The 23616-nt window shown below is 76.4% G+C and carries 19 protein-coding genes; 14 read left to right on the top strand and 5 right to left on the bottom strand.

Going from position 1 to position 23616, the window contains the following annotated elements:
- The first annotated feature begins 46 nt into the window (after window positions 1-46).
- The 14 genes from AB0H53_RS25425 to AB0H53_RS25490 all read left to right on the top strand — a co-directional run bounded on the left by AB0H53_RS25425 (window position 47) and on the right by AB0H53_RS25490 (window position 15405).
- Window positions 47-1051 (top strand): glycosyltransferase, encoded by a 1005-nt coding sequence (locus AB0H53_RS25425; RefSeq protein WP_362117702.1) that lies wholly within the window; start codon window positions 47-49, stop codon window positions 1049-1051.
- Window positions 1048-1587 carry an HAD family hydrolase gene (locus AB0H53_RS25430; protein ID WP_362117705.1) on the top strand — a complete coding sequence of 180 codons (540 nt, stop codon included), beginning with the start codon at window positions 1048-1050 and terminating at the stop codon, window positions 1585-1587. The genes AB0H53_RS25425 and AB0H53_RS25430 overlap by 4 nt, the downstream gene beginning before the upstream one ends.
- Entirely contained in the window at window positions 1584-2591 is a 1008-nt protein-coding gene (locus AB0H53_RS25435) for a glycosyltransferase family 9 protein (RefSeq protein WP_362117708.1), read from the top strand. The genes AB0H53_RS25430 and AB0H53_RS25435 overlap by 4 nt, the downstream gene beginning before the upstream one ends.
- Window positions 2588-3604 carry a glycosyltransferase family 9 protein gene (locus AB0H53_RS25440; RefSeq protein ID WP_362117711.1) on the top strand — a complete coding sequence of 339 codons (1017 nt, stop codon included), beginning with the start codon at window positions 2588-2590 and terminating at the stop codon, window positions 3602-3604. Before AB0H53_RS25435 ends, AB0H53_RS25440 begins: the two co-directional genes overlap by 4 nt.
- A complete protein-coding gene (locus AB0H53_RS25445; RefSeq protein ID WP_362117714.1) occupies window positions 3601-4473 on the top strand; it encodes a glycosyltransferase in 873 nt (290 codons plus the stop codon). The genes AB0H53_RS25440 and AB0H53_RS25445 overlap by 4 nt, the downstream gene beginning before the upstream one ends.
- The gene (locus AB0H53_RS25450) at window positions 4470-5366 is read left to right on the top strand and encodes a glycosyltransferase (RefSeq protein ID WP_362117717.1); all 897 of its coding nucleotides are present in this window, start codon (window positions 4470-4472) and stop codon (window positions 5364-5366) included. Before AB0H53_RS25445 ends, AB0H53_RS25450 begins: the two co-directional genes overlap by 4 nt.
- A 110-nt stretch (window positions 5367-5476) precedes the next feature.
- On the top strand, window positions 5477-6571 hold the full coding sequence (locus AB0H53_RS25455; protein ID WP_362117720.1) for a glutamate--cysteine ligase: 1095 nt from the start codon (window positions 5477-5479) through the stop codon (window positions 6569-6571).
- 537 nt (window positions 6572-7108) lie between these two features.
- A complete protein-coding gene (locus AB0H53_RS25460) occupies window positions 7109-8077 on the top strand; it encodes a UDP-glucuronic acid decarboxylase family protein (RefSeq protein ID WP_362117723.1) in 969 nt (322 codons plus the stop codon).
- A gap of 76 nt (window positions 8078-8153) precedes the next feature.
- The gene (locus tag AB0H53_RS25465) at window positions 8154-9821 is read left to right on the top strand and encodes a carbamoyltransferase C-terminal domain-containing protein (RefSeq protein WP_362117725.1); all 1668 of its coding nucleotides are present in this window, start codon (window positions 8154-8156) and stop codon (window positions 9819-9821) included.
- Between the two features lie 16 nt (window positions 9822-9837).
- On the top strand, window positions 9838-10803 hold the full coding sequence (locus AB0H53_RS25470) for a glycosyltransferase (protein ID WP_362117728.1): 966 nt from the start codon (window positions 9838-9840) through the stop codon (window positions 10801-10803).
- Window positions 10800-12083: a glycosyltransferase gene (locus tag AB0H53_RS25475; protein WP_362117731.1), complete on the top strand. Its 1284-nt coding sequence runs from the start codon at window positions 10800-10802 to the stop codon at window positions 12081-12083. The genes AB0H53_RS25470 and AB0H53_RS25475 overlap by 4 nt, the downstream gene beginning before the upstream one ends.
- Window positions 12084-12177: 94 nt before the next feature.
- Complete coding sequence (locus AB0H53_RS25480; protein ID WP_362117734.1) at window positions 12178-12831, top strand: SIS domain-containing protein; 654 nt, start codon at window positions 12178-12180, stop codon at window positions 12829-12831.
- Complete coding sequence (gene rfaE2, locus AB0H53_RS25485; protein WP_362117737.1) at window positions 12828-14228, top strand: D-glycero-beta-D-manno-heptose 1-phosphate adenylyltransferase; 1401 nt, start codon at window positions 12828-12830, stop codon at window positions 14226-14228. Before AB0H53_RS25480 ends, rfaE2 begins: the two co-directional genes overlap by 4 nt.
- 427 nt (window positions 14229-14655) lie before the next feature.
- A complete protein-coding gene (locus tag AB0H53_RS25490; RefSeq protein WP_362117740.1) occupies window positions 14656-15405 on the top strand; it encodes an SDR family oxidoreductase in 750 nt (249 codons plus the stop codon).
- A 127-nt stretch (window positions 15406-15532) separates the two neighbouring features.
- On the opposite strand, the gene AB0H53_RS25495 is transcribed toward AB0H53_RS25490, so the two are convergent.
- From AB0H53_RS25495 to AB0H53_RS25515, 5 genes are all read right to left on the bottom strand, one after another.
- On the bottom strand, window positions 15533-16570 hold the full coding sequence (locus tag AB0H53_RS25495) for a DNA topoisomerase IB (protein WP_362117743.1): 1038 nt from the start codon (window positions 16568-16570) through the stop codon (window positions 15533-15535).
- 58 nt (window positions 16571-16628) lie between these two features.
- Window positions 16629-16967 carry a DUF3140 domain-containing protein gene (locus AB0H53_RS25500; protein WP_362117746.1) on the bottom strand — a complete coding sequence of 113 codons (339 nt, stop codon included), beginning with the start codon at window positions 16965-16967 and terminating at the stop codon, window positions 16629-16631.
- 62 nt (window positions 16968-17029) lie between these two features.
- A complete protein-coding gene (locus AB0H53_RS25505) occupies window positions 17030-19477 on the bottom strand; it encodes a SpoIIE family protein phosphatase (RefSeq protein WP_362117749.1) in 2448 nt (815 codons plus the stop codon).
- 75 nt (window positions 19478-19552) lie between these two features.
- On the bottom strand, window positions 19553-20947 hold the full coding sequence (locus AB0H53_RS25510; RefSeq protein ID WP_362117752.1) for an extracellular solute-binding protein: 1395 nt from the start codon (window positions 20945-20947) through the stop codon (window positions 19553-19555).
- Window positions 20944-23616, bottom strand: a complete 2673-nt coding sequence (locus AB0H53_RS25515; protein WP_362117755.1) for a vWA domain-containing protein — start codon at window positions 23614-23616, stop codon at window positions 20944-20946. Before AB0H53_RS25515 ends, AB0H53_RS25510 begins: the two co-directional genes overlap by 4 nt.

The raw sequence follows: 23616 nt of genomic DNA on the forward strand, positions 1-23616 counted from the left end.
GTACGTACGTCGCCGCGGAAGCGACAGAACGTGGAGGCGCAGACGCATGATCCCCCCGCTCGCCTCGTACGCCGTGGTCATCCCGACCGTGGGCCGCGACTGCCTCGCGGACTGCCTGGCCGCGCTCGCCGCCAGCCGCGGCCCGGAGCCGAGCCGGGTCGTGCTGGTGGACGACCGCCCCGGCTCCCCGGACGGCGGACTGCCACTGGACGCGCTGGGCCCGCTCGCCGACCGGGCGCTGGTGCTGCGCAGCGGCGGGCGCGGCCCCGCCGCCGCCCGCAACACCGGGCTGCGGGCCGTGGACGAGCCGTGGACGGTGCTGCTGGACGACGATGTACGGGTGGGCGCGCACTGGCGCGAGCAACTGGTCCGGGACCTGGCCGAGGCGTCACCCGACGTGGGTGGCGTACAGGGCGTCCTGGAGGTGCCGTTGCCCGCCGACCGCCGGCCCACCGACTGGGAGCGCAACACGGCCGGCCTGCGGGACGCCCGGTGGGCGACCGCCGACATGGCGTACCGCACCGAGGTCCTCACCGCGGTCGGTGGTTTCGACGAACGCTTCACCCGGGCCTTCCGCGAGGACGCCGACCTGGCCCTCCGGGTCGTCGACGCGGGCTGGCGCGTCCGGCGCGGCGAACGGCGCACCCGGCACCCGGTGCGGCCGGCCGACCGGTGGGTCTCGCTGCGGGCGCAGAAGGGCAACGCGGACGACGCCCTGATGGTCCGGCTGCACGGTCCGGACTGGTGGGAGCGGGCCGCTGCGCCGCGCGGCCGGATCCGCCGGCACGCGGCGGTCACCGCGGCCGGGCTCGGCGCGGCCGGGCTGGCCCTGGCCGGGCGGCGGCGGGCCGCGGCGCTGGCGGCGGCCGGCTGGGCGCTGGGCACGGTGGAGTTCGCCCGGGCGCGGATCGCGCCCGGGCCCCGGACCGTGGACGAGATCCTGACGATGGCGGCCACGAGCGCGCTGATCCCGGCCGTCGCCACCTGGTACCGGCTGTCCGGGCGGTGGCGGCACCGGGCGGCGGCCGGCTGGGACGGCGGTGGCGTATGAGACGTCCGGCGGCGGTGCTGTTCGACCGTGACGACACGCTCGTCGAGGACGTCCCCTACAACGGCGACCCGGAACGGGTCCGGCTCATGCCGGGCGCGCGCGAGGCGCTGCGGCTGCTGCGGGCGCGCCGGATCCCGGTCGGCGTGGTCTCCAACCAGTCGGGCATCGGACGCGGTCTGCTGAGCGAGGCGGACCTGCGGGCGGTCAACGCCCGCGTCGAGGCCCTGCTCGGCCCGCTGGACGCCTGGCTGCACTGTCCCCACCTGCCCGGCGACGGCTGCGGCTGCCGCAAGCCGTCGCCCGGGCTGGTGCTGGAGGCCGCCCGCCGGCTGGGCGCGCGGCCCGAGGAGTGCGTGGTGATCGGCGACATCGGCGCGGACATGGGGGCGGCGTCGGCGGCCGGCGCCCGGGGGGTACTGGTGCCGACGGCGCGGACACTGCCCGAGGAGGTGGCGGCCGCGCCGCGGGTGTGCCCGGACCTGCTCAGCGCGGTACGGCTGGTACTGCGCGGCGACCGCCGGGGGACGCCGTCGTGAGGGCCCTCGTCGTCCGCCTGGACAGCTTCGGGGACGTGCTGCTGGCCGGTCCCGCCGTACGGGCGGTCGCCCACCGGGCCGAACGGGTGGCGCTGCTGTGCGGGCCGCGCGGGGCACCGGCCGCCCGGCTGCTGCCGGGCGTGGACGAGGTGCTGGTGTGGGAGGCACCGTGGGTGGGCTTCACCCCGCCGCCGGTCGACCGCGGCGACATCGACCGCCTGGTGACCCGTCTCGCCGCCGCCCGGGCCGACACGGCGCTCGTCCTCACCTCGTTCCACCAGAGCCCGCTGCCCGCCGCGCTGCTGCTGCGCATGGCGGGTGTCCCCCGCATCGCCGCGGACAGCGTGGACGCGCCCGGTTCGCTGCTCGACGTACGCCACCGGCGCGCGCCGCGCGTCCATGAGGCCGAGGCGGCGCTCGACCTCGCCGGGGCGGCGGGCTTCCCCCGCCCGCCGGGTGACGACGGGCGGCTGCGGGTGCGGCACCCGCCGGGCGCGGCCGAGCTGACCGGCCCCGGCCCGTACGTCGTGGTGCATCCCGGCGCGAGCGTCGCCGCCCGCCGGTGGAGCGCGGAGCGGTGCGCCCAGGCGGTCCGGGTGCTGACCGGCGCCGGCCACCGGGTCGTGGTGACCGGTGGCCCCGACGAGCGGGAGCTGACCGGGTTCGTCGCGGGCGGCCGCGGGCTGGACCTGGGCGGGCGCACGGCGCCGCCGCAACTGGCCGCCGTCCTGGCGGGAGCGGGCGCGGTGGTGGCGGGCAACACCGGCCCGGCGCACCTGGCGGCGGCCGTCGGCACTCCGATCGTCTCGCTGTTCTCGCCGGTGGTGCCCGCCGAGCGCTGGGGCCCGTACGGCGTGCCGCACGTCCTGCTGGGCGACCAGGTGGCGCCCTGCGCGGACAGCCGCGCCCGCGAGTGCCCGGTGCCGGGGCACCCCTGCCTGAACGGGGTGACGGCGGAGGACGTGCTGGCCGCGGTGGAGAAACTGCTGGAGGGCGCCCCGTGACCGGGCGGCGCCCGGCCGGCGCGGCGCCGGACGGGCCACGTGCCGCGCCCGTAGGGGCCGGCCGCCCGCGGGTCCTGGTGCTCCGGGCCCTGGGGCTCGGGGACCTGCTGGCGGGCGTGCCCGCGCTGCGGGCGCTGCGGCGGGCCTTCGGCGGCTACGAGATCGTGCTCGCCGCCCCCCGGGAGCTCGCCGGGGCCGCCTCGGCCAGTGGCGCCGTCGACACCCTGCTGCCCGCCAGGGCGCCCGGCCGGGCCGTACCGCCCGCCCTGGCGTGGACCGGGCCGCCGCCCGAGGTGGCCGTGGACCTGCACGGCAACGGACCGCCCAGCCACCGGCTGCTCCAGGGGCTGCGGCCCGGCCGGCTGCTGGCGTTCGCGCACCCCGGCACTCCGGAGATCCAGGGCCCGGTGTGGCGGGCCGACGAGCACGAGCGGGCCCGCTGGTGCCGGTTCCTGGAGTGGTACGGCATCCCGGCCGACCCCGCCGACCTGCGGCTGGCACCGCCCGGCGCCCCCTGCCCCGCGCCCGGCGCCGTCGTGGTGCACCCGGGAGCCGACTCCGGGGCGCGGCGGTGGCCCGCCGAGCGGTACGCGGCCGTGGCCGGCGAACTGCGCGGGCACGGGTACCGGGTGGTCCTCACCGGGGGCCCCGGCGAGGACGGACTGCTGGCCCGGGTGGCCGGGCCGGCCGGACTGGACCGCGTGGACGTCCTGGCCGGCGGACTGCCGTTCGGCGAGCTGGCCGCGCTGTTCGCCGGCGCCGCCGCCGTGATCAGCGGCGACACCGGCATCGCGCACCTGGCGGTGGCGTACGGGACCCCCTCCGTCACCCTGTTCGGACCGGTTCCGCCCGACCTGTGGGGGCCACCGCCGGGCACCCGGCACGTGGCGCTGTGGCACCCCGGCCCGCCGGGCGACCCGCACGGGCGGGAGCCCGACCCCCGGCTGCTGCGCATCCAGCCCGAGGACGTCCTGAAAGCCCTGCTCGACCACCCGGAGGTGGCCCGGCCGTGACAGAACCGCGCACCACCGTCGTGGTGATCACGCACAACCGCCGGGAACAACTGCTGAGCACGCTCGACCGGCTGGCCGGGCTGCCCGAGCGGCCCCCGGTGATCGTGGTCGACAACGCCTCGACCGACGGCACCCCCGGGGCCGTCGCCCGCCGTCACCCCCGGGTCACGGTGCTGGCGCCCGGCCGCAACCTGGGCGCGCCGGGCCGCACCCTCGGGGTGCGCCACGCCAGGACGCCGTACGTGGCGTTCAGCGACGACGACTCGTGGTGGGAACCGGGTGCCCTGGCCACCGCCGAACGGCTGCTCGACGCCCACCCCCGGCTCGGGCTGCTCGCGGCCGGCGTCCGGGTGGGGCCCGACGGCGGACCCGACCCCCTCAACGACCTCCTCGCGGCCTCGCCGCTGGGGCGCGCGCCCGACCTGCCCGGGCCCCAGGTCCTGGGCTTCCTGGCGTGCGCGGCGGTGGCTCGGCGCGAGGCGTACCTGGAGGCGGGCGGCTACCACCCGATCCTCTTCCTGGGCGGCGAGGAGACGCTGCTCGCCTACGACCTGGTCACCCGGGGCTGGGGGGTGTGCCACTGCCCCGAGGTGGTCGCGGTGCACCGCCCGACCGGCGGGGTGCGGCCGGGGCGGCCCGCCACGCAGCGCCGCAACGCCGTGCTGACGGCGTGGCTGCGCCGCCCGGCGGCCGTGGCGCTGCGGCACACCCGGGCGCTGGCCCTCGACGCGCGGCGCGACCCGGAGGCCCGTACGGCGCTGCGCGAACTGGCCGAGCGGTTCCCGGCCGCGCTGCGCGTCCGCCGGCCGCTGCCCGCCGCGGTGGAGGCGGCGGCACGCCGTCTGGACCTGGAAGGAACCGCGCCGTGACCGACCCCCGCACCACCGTCGTGGTGATCACCCACAACCGGCGGGACGAACTGCTGCACACGCTGGACCGGCTGGCCGGGCTGCCCGAGCGGCCCCCGGTGATCGTCACCGACAACGCGTCGAGCGACGGCACCGCCGAGGCCGTCCGCCGGCGGCATCCCGGGGTCACGCTGCTGACCCCGGGACGCAACCTGGGCGCCGTGGGGCGCAACATCGCCGTGCGCCGGGCCGGCACGCCGTACGTCGCCTTCTGCGACGACGACTCCTGGTGGGAACCCGGGTCCCTGGCCCGTGCGGCGGACCTGCTGGACCGGCACGAGCGGCTGGTGGCGGTGACCGCGCGGATCCTCGTCGAGCCCGGTGGCCGGGAGGACCCGATCGTGGCCGAGCTGCGCGACTCGCCCATCGAGGGGCCCGACTGGCTGCCCGGCCCGGCACTGGGCTCCTTTCTGGCCGCCGCCACCGTGCTGCGCGCCGACGCGTTCCTCCGGGCGGGCGGCTTCAGCGAGCGCCTGTGGCTGGGCGGCGAGGAGGAACTGCTGGCCACGGACCTGGCCACCAGCGGCTGGTGGCTGGCGTACGTGCCGGAGCTGACCGTCCACCACGCGCCGTCGGTGGCCCGGGACGCCACGCTGCGCCGGATCCACGGGCTCCGCAACACCCTGTGGTTCTGCTGGCTGCGCCGGCCGCTGGTGCCCGCGCTGCGCAGGACGCTCTTCCTGGCCCGTACCGTGCCGCGCGACCGCGCGTCGGTGCGGGCGTTCGCGCTGGCGCTCGCCGGACTGCCGTGGGTGGTGCGGGAAAGAAGAGTGGTACCACCCGCAGTGGAGGAGCGGCTGCGGCGGCTGACCCACGCGCAGAACCACTCCACGGCCCGCCGCTACGTGGGCTGAGCCCGGCCGGCGCGCCGGCCACGGACCGAGCGGAGAGACACCATGACGCATGCCGCGAGTCATGCCTTTTGTGCCGGTTCATCCGGCTGTTCGAGGGTACCCGCCGCGACATGATCACCATTGGGGTCGAGGAGGAGTACCTGCTGGTGGACCCGGCCTCCTGCCTGCCGGTCCCGCTCGGCGAGCAGGTGCGCGCGGCGGCCGGCCTGGAGCCGATCGTGGACGGCAGGGAAGTGCAGTCCGAGCTGCTCCAGGCCCAGGTCGAGGTCGCCACCCCGGTCTGCACCGACCTGGAGGAGGTCGGCGGTCATCTGCTGCGGCTGCGCCACGCGCTGGGGGACGCGGCGGAGAAGAACGGCTGCCGGATCGTGGCCTGCGCGACCGCCCCGTACCGGGAAGCGATCCCGGTCCCGGTCACCGAGCAGGCCCGCTACATCGCCATGCGCTCCCAGGCCCCGCAGCTCGTCGCCGAGCAGCTCGTCAACGGGATGCACGTGCACGCGGCGGTACCGGACCGGGAGATGGGCGTCGCCGTCCTGAACCGGATCCGGGTCTGGCTGCCGGCCCTGGTGGCCATGTCGGCGAACTCGCCCCTGTGGGACGGCAAGGACACCGGTTTCGCCAGCTGGCGCACCGTGATCTTCGGCCGCTGGCCGGTCAGCGGCCCGCCGCCAGCCTTCGACGGCCTGGCCGACCACGAGAAGCGGGTGCGGACGCTGCTGGAGTCGGGCGTCATCACCGACACCGGGCAGCTCTACTGGCAGGCCCGCCTGTCCGAGCGGTACCCGACGGTCGAGGTGCGCTGCGCCGACGTCCAGCTCCGGGCGGACACCGCGGTGATGTTCGCGGGCATCGTCCGCGGCCTGGTGGCCACCGCGATCCGCGACGAGAAGGCCGGCGTCCCGGCCCCCTCGTGCTCCCCCGAGCTGCTCCAGGCGGCGAACTGGCACGCCGCCCGCCACGGCCTGAGCGGCCTGCTGGTGGACCCGGAGGGCAAGGCCCGCAGCGCCGGTGACGTCCTGTGCATGCTGATCGACATCATCACCCCGGCCCTGGACGAGGCCGGGGACACCCGCGAGGTGACCTCGCTGCTGCACCGGCTGCTCCAGGACGGCACGACGGCCGACCGGCAGCGCCGGGCGCTGGCCGAGGGCGGCCTGCCGGCGCTGACCGACCTCCTGGTGACGGAGACGGTCGCCCCGTAGGGGGTGGGGGCCTTCGGCCGGGCGCACGACGGGGGCCACGGGTCGCCGGAACCGGCGGCGGTCCGCGGGGTGCGGCCGGCCGCCGCGCCACCGCCCCGCGGTCCGGAGCGCCCGGCCCGGCCCGTCACGGGCGCTCCCGCCGCGGACCGTCCGCCGCAGCCGGCACAGCCGGCGCGGTGGTCGCCGCACGCGGAGCCCGCCCGTCCCGGCCGATCACCGGCCGCCCCAGGCCGGCCCCGGGGCGGGCCGCTCCCCGGAAGTCTCCCCGGCCGCCGCCGGCCCGAGCGGGGGGCCGCCGGCCGGTCACCGGCCGCTCCGGCCGGGCCCGGGGCCACCCCCACCCGGCGGCCGGCCGGGACCCGCCACCCCACCCCTCCGGACGCCGCTCACCCTGTGTGCGCAACCCGAATGGCCCAGACCACCGCGCCACGCGCCCCCGTTCGGCCGAGCCTGGTCGCAGGTGCACAGGGGGACTCGCGTTCACACCGAACCCGAGGTGCGGGACATCGCGCTCCGCACACGTCCGGAGGAGATCGCATGAACACACCCGTCTCGCGCGGCTGGCAACACGCCGTGGTCACCGGCGGCGCCGGCTTCGTCGGTTCACACCTGTGCACCGCCCTGCTGGACGCCGGCACCGAGGTCACCTGCGTCGACGACTTCAGCACCGGGCAGCGGGCGAACATATCCGCGCTGCTCGACCGCCCCGGGTTCACCCTGGTCGAGGCGAACGTCTCCGAACCGTTCGCGGTGCGACGGCCGCCCGACCTGGTGCTGCACTTCGCCTCCCCCGCCTCCCCCGCCGACTACCTGCGCCTGCCGCTGCACACCCTGGAGGCCGGCAGCCTCGGCACCCGCCACGCCCTCGCGCTGGCGCACGGCTCCGGGGCCCGCTTCCTGCTCGCCTCGACCTCCGAGGTGTACGGCGACCCCCAGCAGCACCCGCAGAACGAGCGGTACTGGGGCAATGTGAACCCGGTCGGCCCGCGCAGCGTCTACGACGAGGCCAAGCGGTTCGGCGAGGCGCTGACCACGGCGCAGGCCGACGCCCACGGCACCGACACCGGCATCGTCCGGCTGTTCAACACCTACGGTCCGCGCATGCGCGGCCACGACGGCCGGGCGGTGCCCACCTTCGTACGCCAGGCGCTGGCCGGCGAACCGCTCACGGTGACCGGCGACGGCCGCCAGACCCGGTCGCTGTGCTACGTGGACGACACCGTGCGCGGCGTCCTCGCCGCGGCGGCGAGCGGGCTGCGCGGCCCGGTGAACATCGGCAACCCGGCCGAGGTCACCATGCTGGACCTGGCGCGGCTGGTCATCGCCCTCACCGGTTCGCGTTCCGAGATCCGCTTCATCGAACGGCCCACGGACGACCCGGCCGTACGCTGCCCCGACATCACCCTGGCCCGCGACAAGCTCGGATGGGAGCCGCGGGTGGCCGCCGAGGAGGGCCTGCGGCGCACGATCGCCTGGTTCCGCGGCCACCTCGACGACGGCTCCTGACACCGTCGCCCCTCACCCGGCCGGGGCCCCACCCACGGACCCGGCCCTCCCGACTCGCCGAAAGGCCTGGGACGCGATGCGCATCCTCGGAATCAACGCTCTCTTCCACGACCCCGCCGCCGCGCTGGTCATCGACGGCCGGACCGTCGCCGCCGCGGAGGAGGAGCGGTTCTCCCGGCGCAAGCACGGGAAGCGACCGCTGCCGTTCTCCGCCTGGGAACTGCCCGAGAAGGCCGCGGCCTGGTGCCTGAAGCGGGCGGGCATGCGCCCGCAGGACCTGGACGCCGTGGCGTACTCCTTCGATCCCGGACTGGCCCGGCCGGCCGCCGAGATGGGCCTGGACGACCCCTGGGACCACCTGCGCCTGACGTACGCGCGGGAGGCACCGGGCTTCCTGCGGACCGCGCTGCCCGGCCTCGATCCGGCCATCGTCCGGTTCGTGCCGCACCACATGGCGCACGCCGCCTCCAGCGCCTTCGCCGCGCCGGGGGCCGGTGACTCCTCGGTACTGGTCCTCGACGGGCGCGGCGAGCGGGCCTCGCACCTGGCGGCACGCCGGGTCCGCGACCGGCTCGAGGCGCTGTACGCGCAGGACCTGCCGCACTCGCTGGGCCTGGTCTACGAGGAGCTGACCGGGCACCTGGGCTTCCTGCGCTCCTCCGACGAGTTCAAGGTGATGGCGCTGGCCTCGCACGGCAGACCGCGGATGCTGGCGGAGCTGCGCCGGTACGTGTACCCCACCGGCGACGGCGGGTTCCGCGCCACGGGCGTGCCCTGGCACGAGCTGTGCCCGCCGCGGGGCGAGGACGAGGCGTGGACGCAGGACCACGCGGACGTGGCCGCCAGTGCCCAGGCCGTACTGGAGGAGACGCTGCTGGACCTGGTGCGCTGGCTGCACGGCCAGACCCACGACAGCGTGCTCACCCTGGCCGGGGGCGTCGCGCTCAACTGCGTGGCCAACGCCCGGATCGCCCGGGAGGGCCCGTTCTCACGGGTGTGGGTGCAGCCGGCGGCCGGCGACGCCGGCACGGCACTGGGCGGCGCCCTGCTGCTCGCCGCGGGCGACGGCGACGATCCGGAGCCGATGCATGGCGCGGATCTGGGCCGGGACTGGTCCGACTCCGAGCTGGGAGCCTGGCTGAAGACGGCCGCCGTGCCCTTCGACCGCCCCGCCGACATCGCCGCGACCGTGGCCCGGGCGCTCGCTGACAACGCGATCGTGGCCTGGTTCCAGGGGCGTTCGGAGTTCGGGCCGCGGGCGCTGGGGCACCGCTCGCTGCTGGCCCACCCGGGTCACGCGGGCAATCTGGAGCGGCTCAACGACGTCAAGGGCCGCGAGCAGTTCCGGCCGGTGGCGCCGATGGTGCTCGCCGACCGGGCCGCCGGGATCTTCGACGGCCCGCTGCCCAGCCCGTACATGCTGTTCGTGCACGACGTGGCGCCCGAGTGGCGCGAGCGGATCCCCGCCGTGGTGCACGTGGACGGCACCGCCCGCATCCAGACCGTGGACCCGGCGGCCGAGCCGCTGGTGGCCCGGATGCTGACCGAGTTCGAGCGGCTGACCGGGCTGCCGGTGGTGGTCAACACCAGCCTCAACACGGCCGGCCGGCCCATGGTGGACGATCCGCGCGACGCCCTGGAGTGCTTCGGCTCCTCACCCGTCGACCTGCTGGCCATCGGCCCGTACGCGGTGCGGCGCGGCGACTTCTTCCGCTCCGACGACACCGACGACGCGGCTCGCTGACGGAAGGCCCAGGGACATGAACATCCTGCTGTGGCACGTGCACGGTTCCTGGACGACGGCGTTCGTCCAGGGCCCCCACACCTACCTCGTCCCGGTCACCCCCGACCGCGGCCCGGACGGTCTGGGCCGGGCCCGCACCTTCTGCTGGCCCGACTCGGTGCGGGAGGTGACGCCCGAGCGGCTGCGTGCGGAGCCGGTGGACCTGGTGGTCCTCCAGCGCCCGCACGAGTGGGAGCTGGCCGCCAGGTGGCTGGGCGGGCGCCGCCCCGGCCGGGACGTGCCGGCCGTCTACCTGGAGCACAACGCCCCCGACGGGAACGTCCCGGACACCCGGCACCCGTGCGCGGACCGCGCCGATGTGACGCTGGTCCACGTCACCCACTTCAACCGGCTTTTCTGGGACAGCGGATCGACCCGGACCGAGGTGATCGAGCACGGCATCGTCGACCCCGGCCACCAGTACACCGGCCGGGTCCCGCGTGCCGCGGTCGTCGTCAACGAGCCCGTCCGGCGGGGCCGGTACACCGGTACGGACCTGCTGCCCGCGCTGTCCGAGGCGGCGCCGCTCGATGTGTTCGGGATGCGCGCCGAGGGGCTGGCCGCGCGTCTGGGCCTGTCCGACGAGCGGTGCCGCACCGCCGACCTGCCGCAGCGGGAGCTGCACGCGGCGATGGCCGAGCGCCGGCTGTACCTGCATCCGGTGCGCTGGACGTCGCTGGGACTGTCCCTGCTGGAGGCCATGCACCTGGGCATGCCGGTGGTGGCGCTGGCCACCACGGAGGCGATCGAGGCGGTGCCACCCGGCGCCGGGACGCTCTCCACCCGGCCGGAGGTGCTGGCGCGGGCCGCCCGGCACTACCTGGAGGAGCCCGGGGCGGCGGCCGAGGACGGCGCCCGGGCCCGGCAGGCGGCCCTGGAACGGTACGGGCTGAAGCGCTTCCTGGCCGACTGGGAACGCGTGCTGACGGAGGTGCGGTCATGACATCCCCCGACCCCATCGACACGGCCGGTCCCCCGGCAGGCGGCGGCGCGGGCCCCGGTGGCCGCGCCCTGTCGATCGCGCTCGTCTCGGAGCACGCGAGCCCGCTCGCCGTCCTGGGCGGGGTCGACGCGGGCGGCCAGAACGTCCATGTGGCCCGCCTGGCCGGGGCCCTGGCGGACCGCGGCCACCGGGTCACCGTCTACACCCGGCGCGACTCGCGGGACCTGCCGGACCGGGTGCCGCTGCGGCCGGGCGTCGAGGTGCACCACGTTCCGGCCGGTCCCGCGCGGGCCGTGCCCAAGGACGAACTGCTGCCGCACATGTCCGCCTTCGGGCAATACCTGCTGCGGGAGTGGCGGGCCCGTCCACCCGACGTGGTGCACTCGCACTTCTGGATGTCCGGCCTGGCCGCGCTGGTGGCCACCCGCGAACTGCGGCTGCCGCTGCTGCACACGTACCACGCGCTGGGCACCGTCAAGCGGCGGCACCAGAAGCAGGCCGACACCAGCCCCCCGGAGCGCGTCGCCCGCGAGCGGGAGGTCGGGATGGGCTGCGACCGGGTCATCGCCACCTGCCACGACGAGGTCTTCGAACTGGGCCGGATGCGCATACCCGCCGACAAGGTCAGCGTCGTGCCGTGCGGCGTCGACACCGAGCAGTTCCGCCCGGACGGGCCGGCCGCCGACCGGGGCGGTGAGCGCTACCGGCTGATCCAGCTGGGCCGTCTGGTCCCCCGCAAGGGCGCCGCGGTCTCCATCACGGCGCTCACCCGGCTGCCGGGGACGGAACTGCTCGTCGTGGGGGGTCCCGCGCCCGACCGGCTCGACGACGATCCCGAGGTGCACCGGCTGCGCGGGGTCGCCCGGCTCGCCGGAGTCGCCGACCGGGTCCGGTTCATCGGCGGGGTGCGCCCCGAGGACGTCGCGCCCCTGCTGCGGAGCGCCGACGTGGTGCTGTGCCCGGCGGACTACGAGCCGTTCGGCATCGTGCCGCTGGAGGCCATGGCCTGCGGCAGGCCGGTCGTCGCCAGCGCGGTGGGCGGCCAGCTGGACACCGTGGCCGACCCCGTCACCGGCCGGCTGGTGCCGCCCCGCGACCCCGACGCGCTCGCCCGCGCGGTCGGGGAGCTGCTCGCCGATCCGGCGCAGCGGGCGGCCTGCGGCACGGCCGGCCGCGGCCGGGTGCTGGCCCGGTACGGCTGGCCCAAGGTCGCCGCGGCCACCGAGGAGGTGTACGGCGCGGTGCTGGCCGCCCGGTCCACCGTGCCGGAAGTGGTGTGACCCGCCCCGACCGACCGCCCACGCGGCCCCGACGTCCGAAGGAGGTGCGGGCCCGGCCCCCGGTCCCCCGGGAAGCGGCCGAGCCCGAACGCCCATGACCGATCCCCTTGCTTCCCTCGCCCTCGAGGCCGCTCAGCGGCACTGCCAGTCGTTGCAGGACGCGCTCGGCCGGTTCCGCCGGCAGCACCTGGACCTCGTCGCCCAGTGGGGCGGCGAGCTGGCGGCGGTGCTCCCGGCCGGCGGCCGGCTGCTCGCCGCCGGCAACGGCGGCAGCGCCGCCCAGGCCCAGCACCTGACGGCCGAACTGGTGGGCCGCTACCAACGGGAGCGGCCCGCCTACGCGGCCATCTCCCTGCACGCGGAGACCTCCAGCGTGACCGCCATCGCCAACGACTACGGATTCGACCAGGTCTACGCCCGTCAGGTCTCGGCCCACGGCCGGCCCGGGGACGTCCTGGCCCTGCTGTCCACCTCGGGCCGCAGCGCCAATCTGATCGCGGCGGCGGTGACCGCGCGGGCGGCCGGGCTGCGGGTGTGGGCCCTGACCGGCCCGGCGCCCAATCCGCTGGCCGAGGCGGCCGACGAGGCGCTGTGCGTCGACGCCGACACCACGGCGGCCGTCCAGGAGACCCATCTGGTCGCCGTGCACCTGCTGTGCGAGTGCTTCGACGCGGCGGCGGCCGCCGGGCGGCCCTCGCGCGCCGCGGGCGCGGCGGCGCCCGTCGCGGCCCACCGGAGGATGTCATGAGCGCACTCAAACCCCTGGTCGTCGTCGGTGACGTCCTGCTCGACGAGGACATCGAAGGTGTCTCCACCCGGCTGGCCCCGGACGCCCCCGCCCCGGTCGTGGACGTCACCGGCGACCAGCGCCGTCCCGGCGGCGCCGGGCTGGCCGCCGCGCTGGCCACCCGGGGCGGCCGGGAGGTGATCCTGGTGACCGCCCTGGGTGACGACCCGGCCAGCGAAGCCGTACGGCGCTCCCTGCGCGGCCGGGTCCGCCTGGTGGAACTGCCGCTCAACGGCACCCTGCCGGTGAAGACCCGGGTACTGGCCAGTGGCCGTCCCCTGGTGCGCATCGACCGCGGCGGCGGTGACCCGGGCGAGCCGGACGCGGCGGTGCGCGAGACGCTGGCGCGGGCGCACGCCGTGCTGGTCGCGGACTACGGGCGGCACACCGCGGGAGCGGTGCGTGAGCACCTGGCCGCCGTGGCGCCCAAGGTCCCGGTGGTGTGGGACCCGCACCTCAAGGGCGACGCGCCGGTGCCCGGCACCCGGATCGTCACGCCGAACGCGGCCGAGACGTGCGCGATGTGCCGCCGCGACGGCGACTCCCTGCGCGCGTTCGCCGAGCGGGGCGCCGACCTGGCCGAACGCTGGCGGGCGGCGGCCGTCGCGGTGACCCTCGGCGAGCGCGGGGTGCTGCTGGCCCGGCCCGGCGGTGGTACGCCCATGCTGGTCCCGGCCCCCTACCGGGCGGAGGGCGACGCGTGCGGCGCCGGTGACTGCTTCGCCGCCGCGACGGCCGCGGCGCTGGCGGACGGCGCCCTGCCGGAGGAGGCGGTGCAGCGGGCCGTGGCGGAGGCGGCCGCGTTCGTGGCGGCGGGCGGGGCGGGCAACCGGTCGCTGTGGCGCACCCCGTCCCTGACGGGCAGCCAGGAGGCCCCGGAGGCGGATCCGTTCGCCCTGGGTCAGCGCGTACGCGCCCGGGGCGGCACGGTGGTGGCGACCGGCGGCTGCTTCGACCTGCTGCACGCGGGCCATGTCGGCCTGCTGGAGAGCGCCCGGCGGATCGGGGACTGCCTGATCGTGTGCGTCAACTCCGACGAGTCGGTGGGCCGCCTCAAGGGCCCCGGCCGGCCGCTCAATCCGCTGGTGGACCGGGTACGCGTCCTCGCCGGGCTGGGCAGCGTCGACGCGGTCGCGGTCTTCGACGGGGACACCCCGGTGGAGTTGCTGAACCGGCTGCGGCCCGATGTGTGGGTCAAGGGCGGTGACTACTCCGCCGAGGAGCTCCCCGAGGCGGACGTCCTGCGCACCTGGGGCGGTCAGGCGGTGGTCCTCCCCTACCTGGACGGCCGCTCCACCACCCTGCTCGCCCGCCGCGCGGCCGAAGCCGCCACTCCGGTACGCCCCCCGGGCAGATGAGCGCGACACACCGGGGCGGCCAGGCTGCTCGGCTGCCCCCGGGAGCGCCGGGGCCCGGCGAGTGGGCCGAAGGGGCGCGCGGGTGCCGAAAGGGAGAACGCGCGCAGGGTCGTGAGGAACGAGCGACCCGAGCACGATGGACCGTCGGCGCACGCTCATGGCGCCCCGGAGGTGAACCGAGCCGGGAAGGAGGGGCGAGTGAGCCGAAGGGGCGCGCGGGTGCCGAAAGGGAGAACGCGCGCGGGGTCGTGAGGAACGAGCGACCCGAGCACGATGGACCGTCGGCGCACGCTCATGGCGCCCCGGAGGTGAACCGGGCCCGGAAGGAGGGGCGCGCCCGGAGAAAAGGTGCCGACTGTGGGGGTGCGGGCCACAGTGGGAGCAGCGGGTGACCCGACGAGGTCCTGGACGGCTGGAAGGCGGAGGCATGGGCGGCGGAGTGCAGGTGGACCTTCACGGCAGGCAGGCGCTGGTGACCGGTGGGGCGCGTGGGCTGGGCGCGTCGATCGTGCGGCGGCTGGCCGGGGCCGGGGCGTCCGTGCTGGTGGCGGATGTCCGCAAGGAGCAGGCACGCGAGTTGTGCGAGGAGCTGCGCGACGGCGGTGGCGGTGAGGCCCGCTTCGTGGAGCTGGACGTGCGGGACGCCGGGGCGGTCGCGGAGGTGTTCCGGGAGCTGGACGGGGAGGGCCGGCCGCTGGACGTGCTGGTGAACAACGCGGCCGTGGACGTGTCCAAGCCGGTCGAGCATCTGACGGCCGACGAGGTGACCCGGGTGGTGACCACCAACCTGCTGGGGCCGATGTACCTGTGCCTGGAGACGTACCGCCGGATGGTCGCGCGGGGCGGCGGTCACATCGTCAACATCCTGTCCACGGCGTCGAACCGCACCTGGACGGAGGCGGGCCCCTACTCGGCGGGCAAGTCGGGACTGCGGGCCTTCACGCACACGCTCTTCAAGGAGGCACAGCGGGACTGCCCGGGCATCGGCGTCACCGGGATCATCGCCGGTGGCATGGAGACGCCGTTCGTCCTGGAGCGGTTCCCGGACGCCGATGTCTCGCTGCTGCAGAGTCCGGACGTCGTGGCCGACGCCGTGCTGTACGCGTTGTCGGTACCGGAGGGGAGTGTGGCGTCGGAGCTGGTGGTGGTGCCCCGCAGGGAGCCGTCCTGGCCGTGACCGCCGGACCGCCGCGGCCGGCTGCCGCCGGGGCCCGCCGGGGTGCGGCCGCCCGGAATGCGGCCACCCGCAGAGCTGCCGTCCACGGAACAGCCGTCCGCGCGGTGGCCGTTCACGCGGTGGCCGTTCACGCCTCGGGGCCGGGCGGGCGTCCGGTCCGCAGCATGTGCAGCACGGCACGTTCGGCCGGCCCTTGGGTGGCGGGGGTGCCGTAGCCGCCTTCCTCGCCCAGTGCGGGCAGCGCGGCGGAGACGGTGACGCCCTCCTCGTACAGCTCGACGACCCTGGGGTTGATGTAGGAGGCGCGGCAGACGGCCGGTGTGTTGCCGAGGTACCCGGAGACCTCCTTGGCCGCCCGGGCGATGGCGCGGCGGCGGGCGGTCTCGCTGCGGGCCGCGCCCCGGGACACGGCGAGTGCCACGGCGGCCAGGACGGTGGCGTGCCAGGTCCGGAAGTCCTTGGCGGTGATCTCCAGCCCGGCGAGTTCCTTGAGGTAGGTGTTGACGTCGGCGCTGGACAGGTCGTGCCAGGCGCGGCCCTCCCAGTAGGCGAGCAGCCGGTCCCCTCCCCCGCGCCGGCGCCGCAGCGAGGTGAGGCTGCGGCAGGTGGCGGGGTCCACCACCGCCTGGATCTGCTGCTTGCCGTGCTTGGCGGGATAGGTGAAGACGACCTCGCCGCGCCGGACGCGGGAGTGGTCGCGCAGCAGGGTGGTGAGGCCGTAGGTGCTGTTGAGGTCGGTGTAGCGGTCGCTGCCGATCCGGAAGAAGCCCAGGTCCAGCAGGCGTACGGCGGTGGCCAGCACTCGCTGCCGGGTCAGGCCCCGGTCGCCGAGGTGTCCTTCGACGGCTTCGCGCACGGCGGGCAGGCGTTCGGCGACGTCCAGGACGTGGTCGTGCTTGGCCTGCTCCTGTTCGGCCCGGAACCGGGGGTGGTAGAGGTACTGGCGGCGCCCGGCGGCGTCGGTGCCGACCGCCTGGAGGTGTCCGCCCGCCTTGGCGCAGATCCAGACATCCCGCCACGCGGGCGGGATGACGAGGGCTTTGATCCGGGCGAGTTCCGCCGGGTCGCGCAGTGGCCGGCCGTGCGCGTCGAGGTAGCGGAATCCACGTCCGTGGCGTTTGCGCAGGTAGCCGGGGTCGGTGGGTCGGCTGTGGGAAAGGCGCAACGAGTCCTCCTGGGACGGCCGTCGGGCTACCGCCGGCTCCGGCACCGCCGGGGAGCGGTCATGCGGGTTTGAGCGGGTCGTGTCCGATGTTCATCAGGCCGTGGCGCCAGTCGGCGCCGCCGGCCTTCGGTTCGAGCGACGGGCCCCGCTGGGAGCGGACGATCTCGCAGACGTGCTCCATCGCCCGTACGTCGTCCTCGGTGAGGTCGGTGCGGCGCTTGCCGAGGATCTCCAGCACGCGGCGTCCGGTGGGCGGGCCCGCGCGGTCGGGGACCTCCTCGGTCCGCTCGCCCGCCGCCTGGACGTTCAGCCACTCCCGGAGCTCGCGGGAGGTCATGTTGACCACGGTGTGGAACTCGTTCCACAGGCCGTCGTCGACGTGTGCGGACGCTGCCATGACGTGCCTCCCGGTGTGTGGGATTCCCCGACCGGGTTGCCGATCCCCGGCGGTGGCAAACGTCACGACGGCAGGGTCTGCTCCGCCCAGATGGTCTTGCCGGTGGGGGTGTAGCGGGTGCCCCACTGCTGGGTGAGCTGGGCGACGAGGAACAGGCCCCGGCCGCCCTCGTCCTCGCTGCCCGCGCGGCGCAGGTGCGGTGAGGTGTGGCCGGAGTCGGACACCTCGCAGATCAGGGTGCGGTCGCGGATGAGCCGTAGCTGGATGGGGCCGGCGGCGTACCGGACGGCGTTGGTGACGAGTTCGCTGACCACGAGTTCGGTGGTGAAGGCGACTTCGCCGTCCAGGCCCCATGCCTCGACCTGGCCGGTGGCCAGCGCCCGGGCGCGGGCGGCGGCTTCGGGACTGTCGGCCAGCTCCCAGGCGGCCACCTGGTGGCTCTCCAGCCGGCAGGTGCGTACCAGCAGCAGTGCGGCGTCGTCCTCCGCGGGCCCGGGCAGCAGGGTGGCCACGGCCCGGTCGCACAGCTCCTCCAGGGGGCGGCCGTGGTCGGCCAGTACGGTGCGCAGCGCGTCGAGTCCGCTGTCCCGGTCCCGGCCGCGGCCCTGGATGAGCCCGTCGGTGAACAGGGCGATCAGGCTGCCCTCCGGCAGGGTCAGGTCGATGCCCTCGAAGGGCAGGCCGCCCAGGCCCAGGGGTGGTCCGGCGGGGAGGTCGGGGTAAGTGACGGTGCCCCCGTCCGGGTCGACGACGGCGGGCAGCGGGTGGCCGGCGCGCGCCATGCTGCACCGGCCGGTGACCGGGTCGTACACGGCGTACAGGCAGGTGACGCCCAGTGCGGCGTCGTCGTTCCCGGCCTGCACGGTCTCCTGTTCGTGGGCTTCCTGGGTGACCACCTCGTCCAGCCGGGTGAGGAGTTCGTCGGGGGCGAGGTCGAGGCGGGCCAGGACGCGCAGGCTGGTGCGCAGCCGTCCCATGGTGGCGGCGGCGCGTACCCCGTGGCCCACCACGTCGCCGACGACCAGGCCGACGCGGGAGCCCGACAGGGCGATGACGTCGAACCAGTCGCCGCCCACGCCGGCGCCGCTGTCGGCGGGCAGGTAGCGGTACGCCAGGCCGACGCCGGACAGCTGGGGCAGGTTGCGGGGCAGCAGGCTGCGCTGGAGCGTGAGGGCGGCGGTGTGCTCGCGGGTGTAGCGGCGGGCGTTGTCGATGCAGACGGCGGCCCGGGCGACCAGTTCGTCGGCGACGGGCAGGTCGGCGACGCCGAACGGGTCGGGGTGGCGTTCGCGGGTGAAGGTGACCACGCCCAGCGAGGCGCCGTCGGTGCGCAGGGGCACCACCAGCAGGGACCGTCCGGGTCCCGCGTCCGGTGGGCACTCCAGGACGGGGCGGCCGGTCGCCAGGCAGCGTGCCTGGGGCGAGTCCGGCGGGTGGTCGACCGGCTCCCTCGGCAGCGCCTCGCCGGGGTCGCGGCCATCGGCGGGCGTGCCGGACGGGCGGTCGGCGCCGGACGGGCGGGCCGCGGGTCCACCGGCCGGTCCCGGCCACACCCGGACCATCCGCCGGGCCGGTGCCGTCCCGGGGGTGGGCTGGCCGCCCTCCAGCACCGCGTCGAGGAAGTCGACGGTGACCGTGTCGGCGAACTGGGGGACGGTGACCGCCGACAGTTCCTCCGCGGTGCGGGCCATGTCCAGGCTGGTGCCCAGCCGGCGGCCGGCCCGTACCAGCAGGTCGAGCCGCTGCTGCGCGAGGTAGCGCTCGGTGATGTCGACGGTCTCCTCGCACACGCCCAGTGTGCTGCCGTCGGCGGCCTGGAGCCGGTAGTAGGAGCAGGACCAGACGTGGTCGCGCTCCGGGTCGGCCGGCGGGCGACCGCGGTAGTGCAGCTCGATGACCGGCTCCCCGGTGTGCAGGACCCGCCGCATGGTCTCCTCCAGCGTGGGCGGGTAGCCGGGTGAGAGGACCTGCCCGCCGGCGATCATGTCGTCGGGGCCCAGGCCGGCGTACTGGGAGGTGCCCATCTCCCGGTAGAGCGCGTGGTTGGTCCACACGACCCGCAGGCCGGTGTCGTAGATGGCGAGGCCCACGGGGGACTGGGTGGCGAGCCCCCGGAGCATGGACTGCAGGGCCTCCCAGCGCTCGGTGTCCTCCGCGTCGGCCGCCGCCAGCAGCCGGGCCGGGCCGGTGGGGCCCGCGTGCGAGAGGCGGAGCGTCGCCGTGGTGAGCCGGATGATCCGGCCGTCCCGGTGGCGGGCGTGGAGGACCTGGCGGCGCGCCTCCGCGGCCCCGGGCAGGTGGGTGGCCATCTGGTACGCGCCGGCGCGGTCCACGACGAAGCTGCCGATGGGCCGTCCGAGCGCCTCGTGCGGCGGGTATCCCAGCAGCGCCTGGGCGGCCGGGCCCCATCCGACGACCACGCCGTCGGCGTCCAGCACGGCCGTCGCCGCTCTCGTGACATCGAGGGGGCCTCGGAAGTCGGCACCCTCGGCTGCGTTCACCGCGCTCATGGCACCTGCCTCGTCCGTCTCCTCATGCTCGGCCAGGCACCCGGGGCGCACAACCGCAAAAACCCGTGCGGGGCGTCAGGGCCGGTGCGGCAGGGCCTGTCCCAGGGCCTCGTGCAGGTCGGCCGCCAGTTCCTCGTCGGAGGGCGGGTCGTCGCCGAACAGCCGGCCGAGGTGGGTGGTGAACGTCTGGGTGAAGGCGCCGTAGTGCGGGGTGCGGGGGCGTTCGACCACGTCGTCGCGGAGCGCGGGCAGCAGGGTGGCGCGCGCGTAGAGGGGGCGCCCGGCCTCCCGCGGCATCCGGTCGGTGCTCTCCGCCGGGCCGGCGGACCCGGGCCCGGTGGCCGTGGGGGCGGGTACGCCCGCGAGGCGGCAGGAGACCGTGTCGTCCGTGTACGCGGAGGTCCGGGTGGCGGCGTAGCCCGCGTCGAGCAGGCAGCGCTCGCTGCGCCGGTCGGTGAGGAAGGCGATGAGGTCGCGGGCCGCCGCGGCGCGCTCACCGGTGGCGGATGCCGTGACGGCGAGGTTCTGCCCGCCCAGCACGGCCGTGCCGGGCAGCGGGGCGACACCCAGCCGGCCCGGGGCGAGGGACTGGTGCAGGGTGCGGTAGGCGTACGGCCAGTGGCGCAGGAAGGTGGTCCTGCCGTCGGTGAAGTCGGCCAGCGAGGTGTCCTCGTCCGAGGCGGTGGCGCCGGTCAGGAGATAGGACCGGTCGGTGCGCGCGCGCAGTTCCTCCAGCCCGTTCTCCAGGTCGGCCGCGGAGGCGGTGAAGCGCCCCCGCTCGTCGGTCAGGGCGCGGCCGGTGGCCGAGACGAACGCCTCGACACCGTTGACGGTCAGACCCTCGTAGGGGGCGAGCTGGGAGGTCCACCCGGCCTCGTAGCCCGGTGGCGCGGTCCGCTCCACGGTCCTGATGAGCTCGTGCACGTCCGCCCAGGTGGTCCTCGCGTCCAGTTCGGTGTCCTGCACCCCGGCCCGCTCCAGGTGGTCGCGGCGGTAGTACAGCAGGCCGACGTCGGTGTTGAAGGGGACGGAGTAGACCTTTTCCTTCCACCGCGCGGTGCGGGCGACGGAGTCGATGACGTCGGCGTCGACCAGGCCGGCGTCCAGCGGCTGGACGAGGCCCGCCTCGGCGAACTCGGCGGTCCAGGTGATGTCGAGGTTGACCACGTCGTAGTGGGCGCCGCCGGACTGCAGGGCGCCCAGGAGCTGGCTGCGCTGCTGGTCGGCGGAGGCCGGGAGTTCCACCAGGCGGGCCTTGTGCGGGTTGCCCGGCTGGGCGTTCCAGGCGTCGATGAGCTTCTCGCGGATGCCGCCCTTGCCGGTGACGTCCCGGCCGCTGGCCACCACCAGCGGCCTGCCCGGGTCGGCGGCCGCGGGCTGCGGCGCCGGCCGGTTCCCGCCGCCGTCCGTGCAGGCGGCGAGCGCGAGCAGGAGGGCCGCCAGGAGGAGGGCGAGGGGACGGGGCCTCATGCCGTCTCCCCCGTGCCGGCCCTGGCGACCTCGTCGCGCAGCCCGGCGACCAGTTCGTCGGAGCTGTCCAGGCAACGGCCGCCGCTGGCCGCCGCGATCCGCACGTCCGGGCCGCCCCGGGCGCAGCCGACGTCCAGGGACGCCACGACGACCGGGATGCCGGCCCGGCTCAGGGCGGAGGTCAGTTCGGGCAGCCGGCCGTCGGCGGTGAGGTGGCCGTTGTCCTCGTCGTCCGTGACCAGGACGATCAGCCGGGGCCCGTCGTCGTCACCGGCCGCCGGCCGCAGCGCGTCCAGCGCGGCGCGCAGCGCCCGGTACGGGTCGGCCTCGTGGTCCAGGACGCGGGCCGTGCCGACGGTCCTTCTGGCCTCGTCGCGCCGCGGGTGGGTGCCCAGGGGCAGGAGCGGGGTGTACGGGAGGGCGGCGCCGGGCGGAGCGGCCACCGCCCACACGCCGTACCGGTCCTGGCCGCCGAGCCCGTCGAGGGCCTGCTGGACGATTCCCGGGGCGCCGCTGGGGCCGTGCCACAGGTTCCTCATGGATCCGGAGCTGTCCAGCAGGAAGAGCACCCGGCCGGGTCCGTTGGCCCTGCGGTAGCCGTCCAGCGCGTCGGTCACCGTCGGCGCGTGCGCGGTCGCCGGGAGCGTACCGGGGTCGGCGAGCGCCCCCGCGGCGGGCGGTGAGCCGCCGGGGGACGGCGCGGTGGCCGGGGCGCCGCCGTCGCCCGGTCCGGCGCGGTAGCCGTCCGCGGTGAACACCGCCAGCCCGTCCGGTCCGGTCAGCCAGGCCCGGAACCGCTCGACCGCCTGGGTCCTGGCGTCCCTGTCGCGGTCGGCGCCGACCCAGGCGACGTGGACGAAGGGCAGGGCGAGGCGGGGCACGTCCCGGGGGTAGTGGGCCACCCGGGCCATGCGGGTCTGCCGCGCGCAGCCCACGCCCGTCCTCAGCAGGTGTTCCGGTACGAGCGCGGCGGTCCGGGTGTCGGCGGCGGCGTCCTCGGGCAGTTCGCACAGCAGGGCCCGGCCGTCGCGCGCGGGCCGTCCGGGAGCCAGCCGCCGCTCGGTGGCGGAGGCGGCGCCGGGCCGCCCGGCGTACAGGCCCACCGTGGCCAGCAGTGCCGAGTCGGTGTACTCGGGGTCGGTCCGGGCCACGGCCGCCGCGGGGTCCCGTTCGCGGAGCGCGTCGAGGAAGCGGGCGAGGGGCTGTCCGGTGCGGTCGGCCTCCTTCGCCTCGGCCAGGTGCGCCGGGACGGCCAGCACCATCGGCGAGTGGACGAACGCCGGGTGGGAGCGCAGCCGTGCCGCCGAGCCGCCACCGTCGTAGGACAGGGCGCGCTCGACGGTGGCGGTCGAGCCGGGGATCCAGATGTCCGGTTGGGGGCCCACGTCGCGCTGCGGATTGGTGCCCGAGTCGGGGTCCTGCCAGAACCGGGAGGCGTGCCGGAAGGCGGCCACGGTGTCGGTGGCCTTGGCGCTGTGGACGGTGATCCCGGTGTGCCGGCAGCCGCGCGTCCGGTTGGCGCCGGAGGCCAGGTAGGCGTCGGCGGCCCTGCGCACGGTGGGCTCGGCGTCCGGATCGGTCAGCAGCCGCAGCTCCAGCGGCGGCGCGCACACCGCGAGGTCGGCGGGGCCGGCCAGCTCCCGCCACCCGGCCCAGACCAGCACGGCCAGGATCAGCGCCAGCGCCACGGCCCCGGCCAGGCGCCGCGGACCCCCGGGAAGCGGTACCGGACCGGCGGCCCGGCCTGGATCAGCGGCCCGGTCCGGATCGTCGGCCCGCTCCGGATCAGCGGTCGGTCCCGGATCGTCGGCCCGGCCGGGAGCGCCGGACGGGCCGGGACCGGCGGCCCGGCCCGGATCGGCCGTGGCCCCCCGACCGGCCGGCGGGTCCTCGGGGGTGACGTCCGAACCGGGTCCCGGGGCGGCGGCCCCCGGCGCGGCGCCGGGCCGGGGCGCCACGGCCAGGACGACATCGGCGCCGTCGGCCGGGCAGCTGTGCGGCACCCAGGTGTTCGGTTCCTGGCGCAGCGTGGTGTGCCGGGACATGCGGACGCGCAGGGCGTCCGCGAGGGTGGAGAAGCGGACCTCGCCGCCGTCCTCGTCCACGCCCTCCTCCAGCAGGCGCACCAACTGGGCGGTGAAGGGGGTCGGGGTCTCCCCGTCCCCCGCGTCGATCCGGTCGTTGGCCTGGACGCAGGCGAGCAGCGAGAGGCGCTGCCGGTCGGCGGCGGGCAGCCGGTTCCACGCCGCCGAGGCGTTCCCGGCGTAGCAGCAGTCGAGGACGACCACGACCTGCCGCGCCTTGGCCCGGCACAGGACGGGCAGCATGTCGCTCCACCGGACGGCCCCCAGGAACGCCGGCGGGCTGCCCGGCAGGATGGTCGTACCGGGCATGGCCAGCCACAGTTCGTCCGGTTCGTTGAAGCTGGAGACCAGGCCGTGGCCGGCGAAGTAGAACAGCAGCAGTCCTTCGGCGCGGTCGCGGGCCCGCATGAGGTCGCGGAAGAACGCCTCCGAGCCGGACGGGCTGGTGGTGCTGATGTCGCCGGGGCCGAACACCCCACCGGCGCCGAGCGCCTGCGCCAGCTCCGCGCTGTTGTGCCGGACCGCCGCGATGTCGCCCAGTACGCCGGAGGGGTCCGGCGGCTGGCCGGAGGTGTACTCCGGCAC

This window comes from Streptomyces sp. NPDC050856 (genome assembly GCF_040653855.1).
GTDB lineage: Bacteria > Actinomycetota > Actinomycetes > Streptomycetales > Streptomycetaceae > Streptomyces.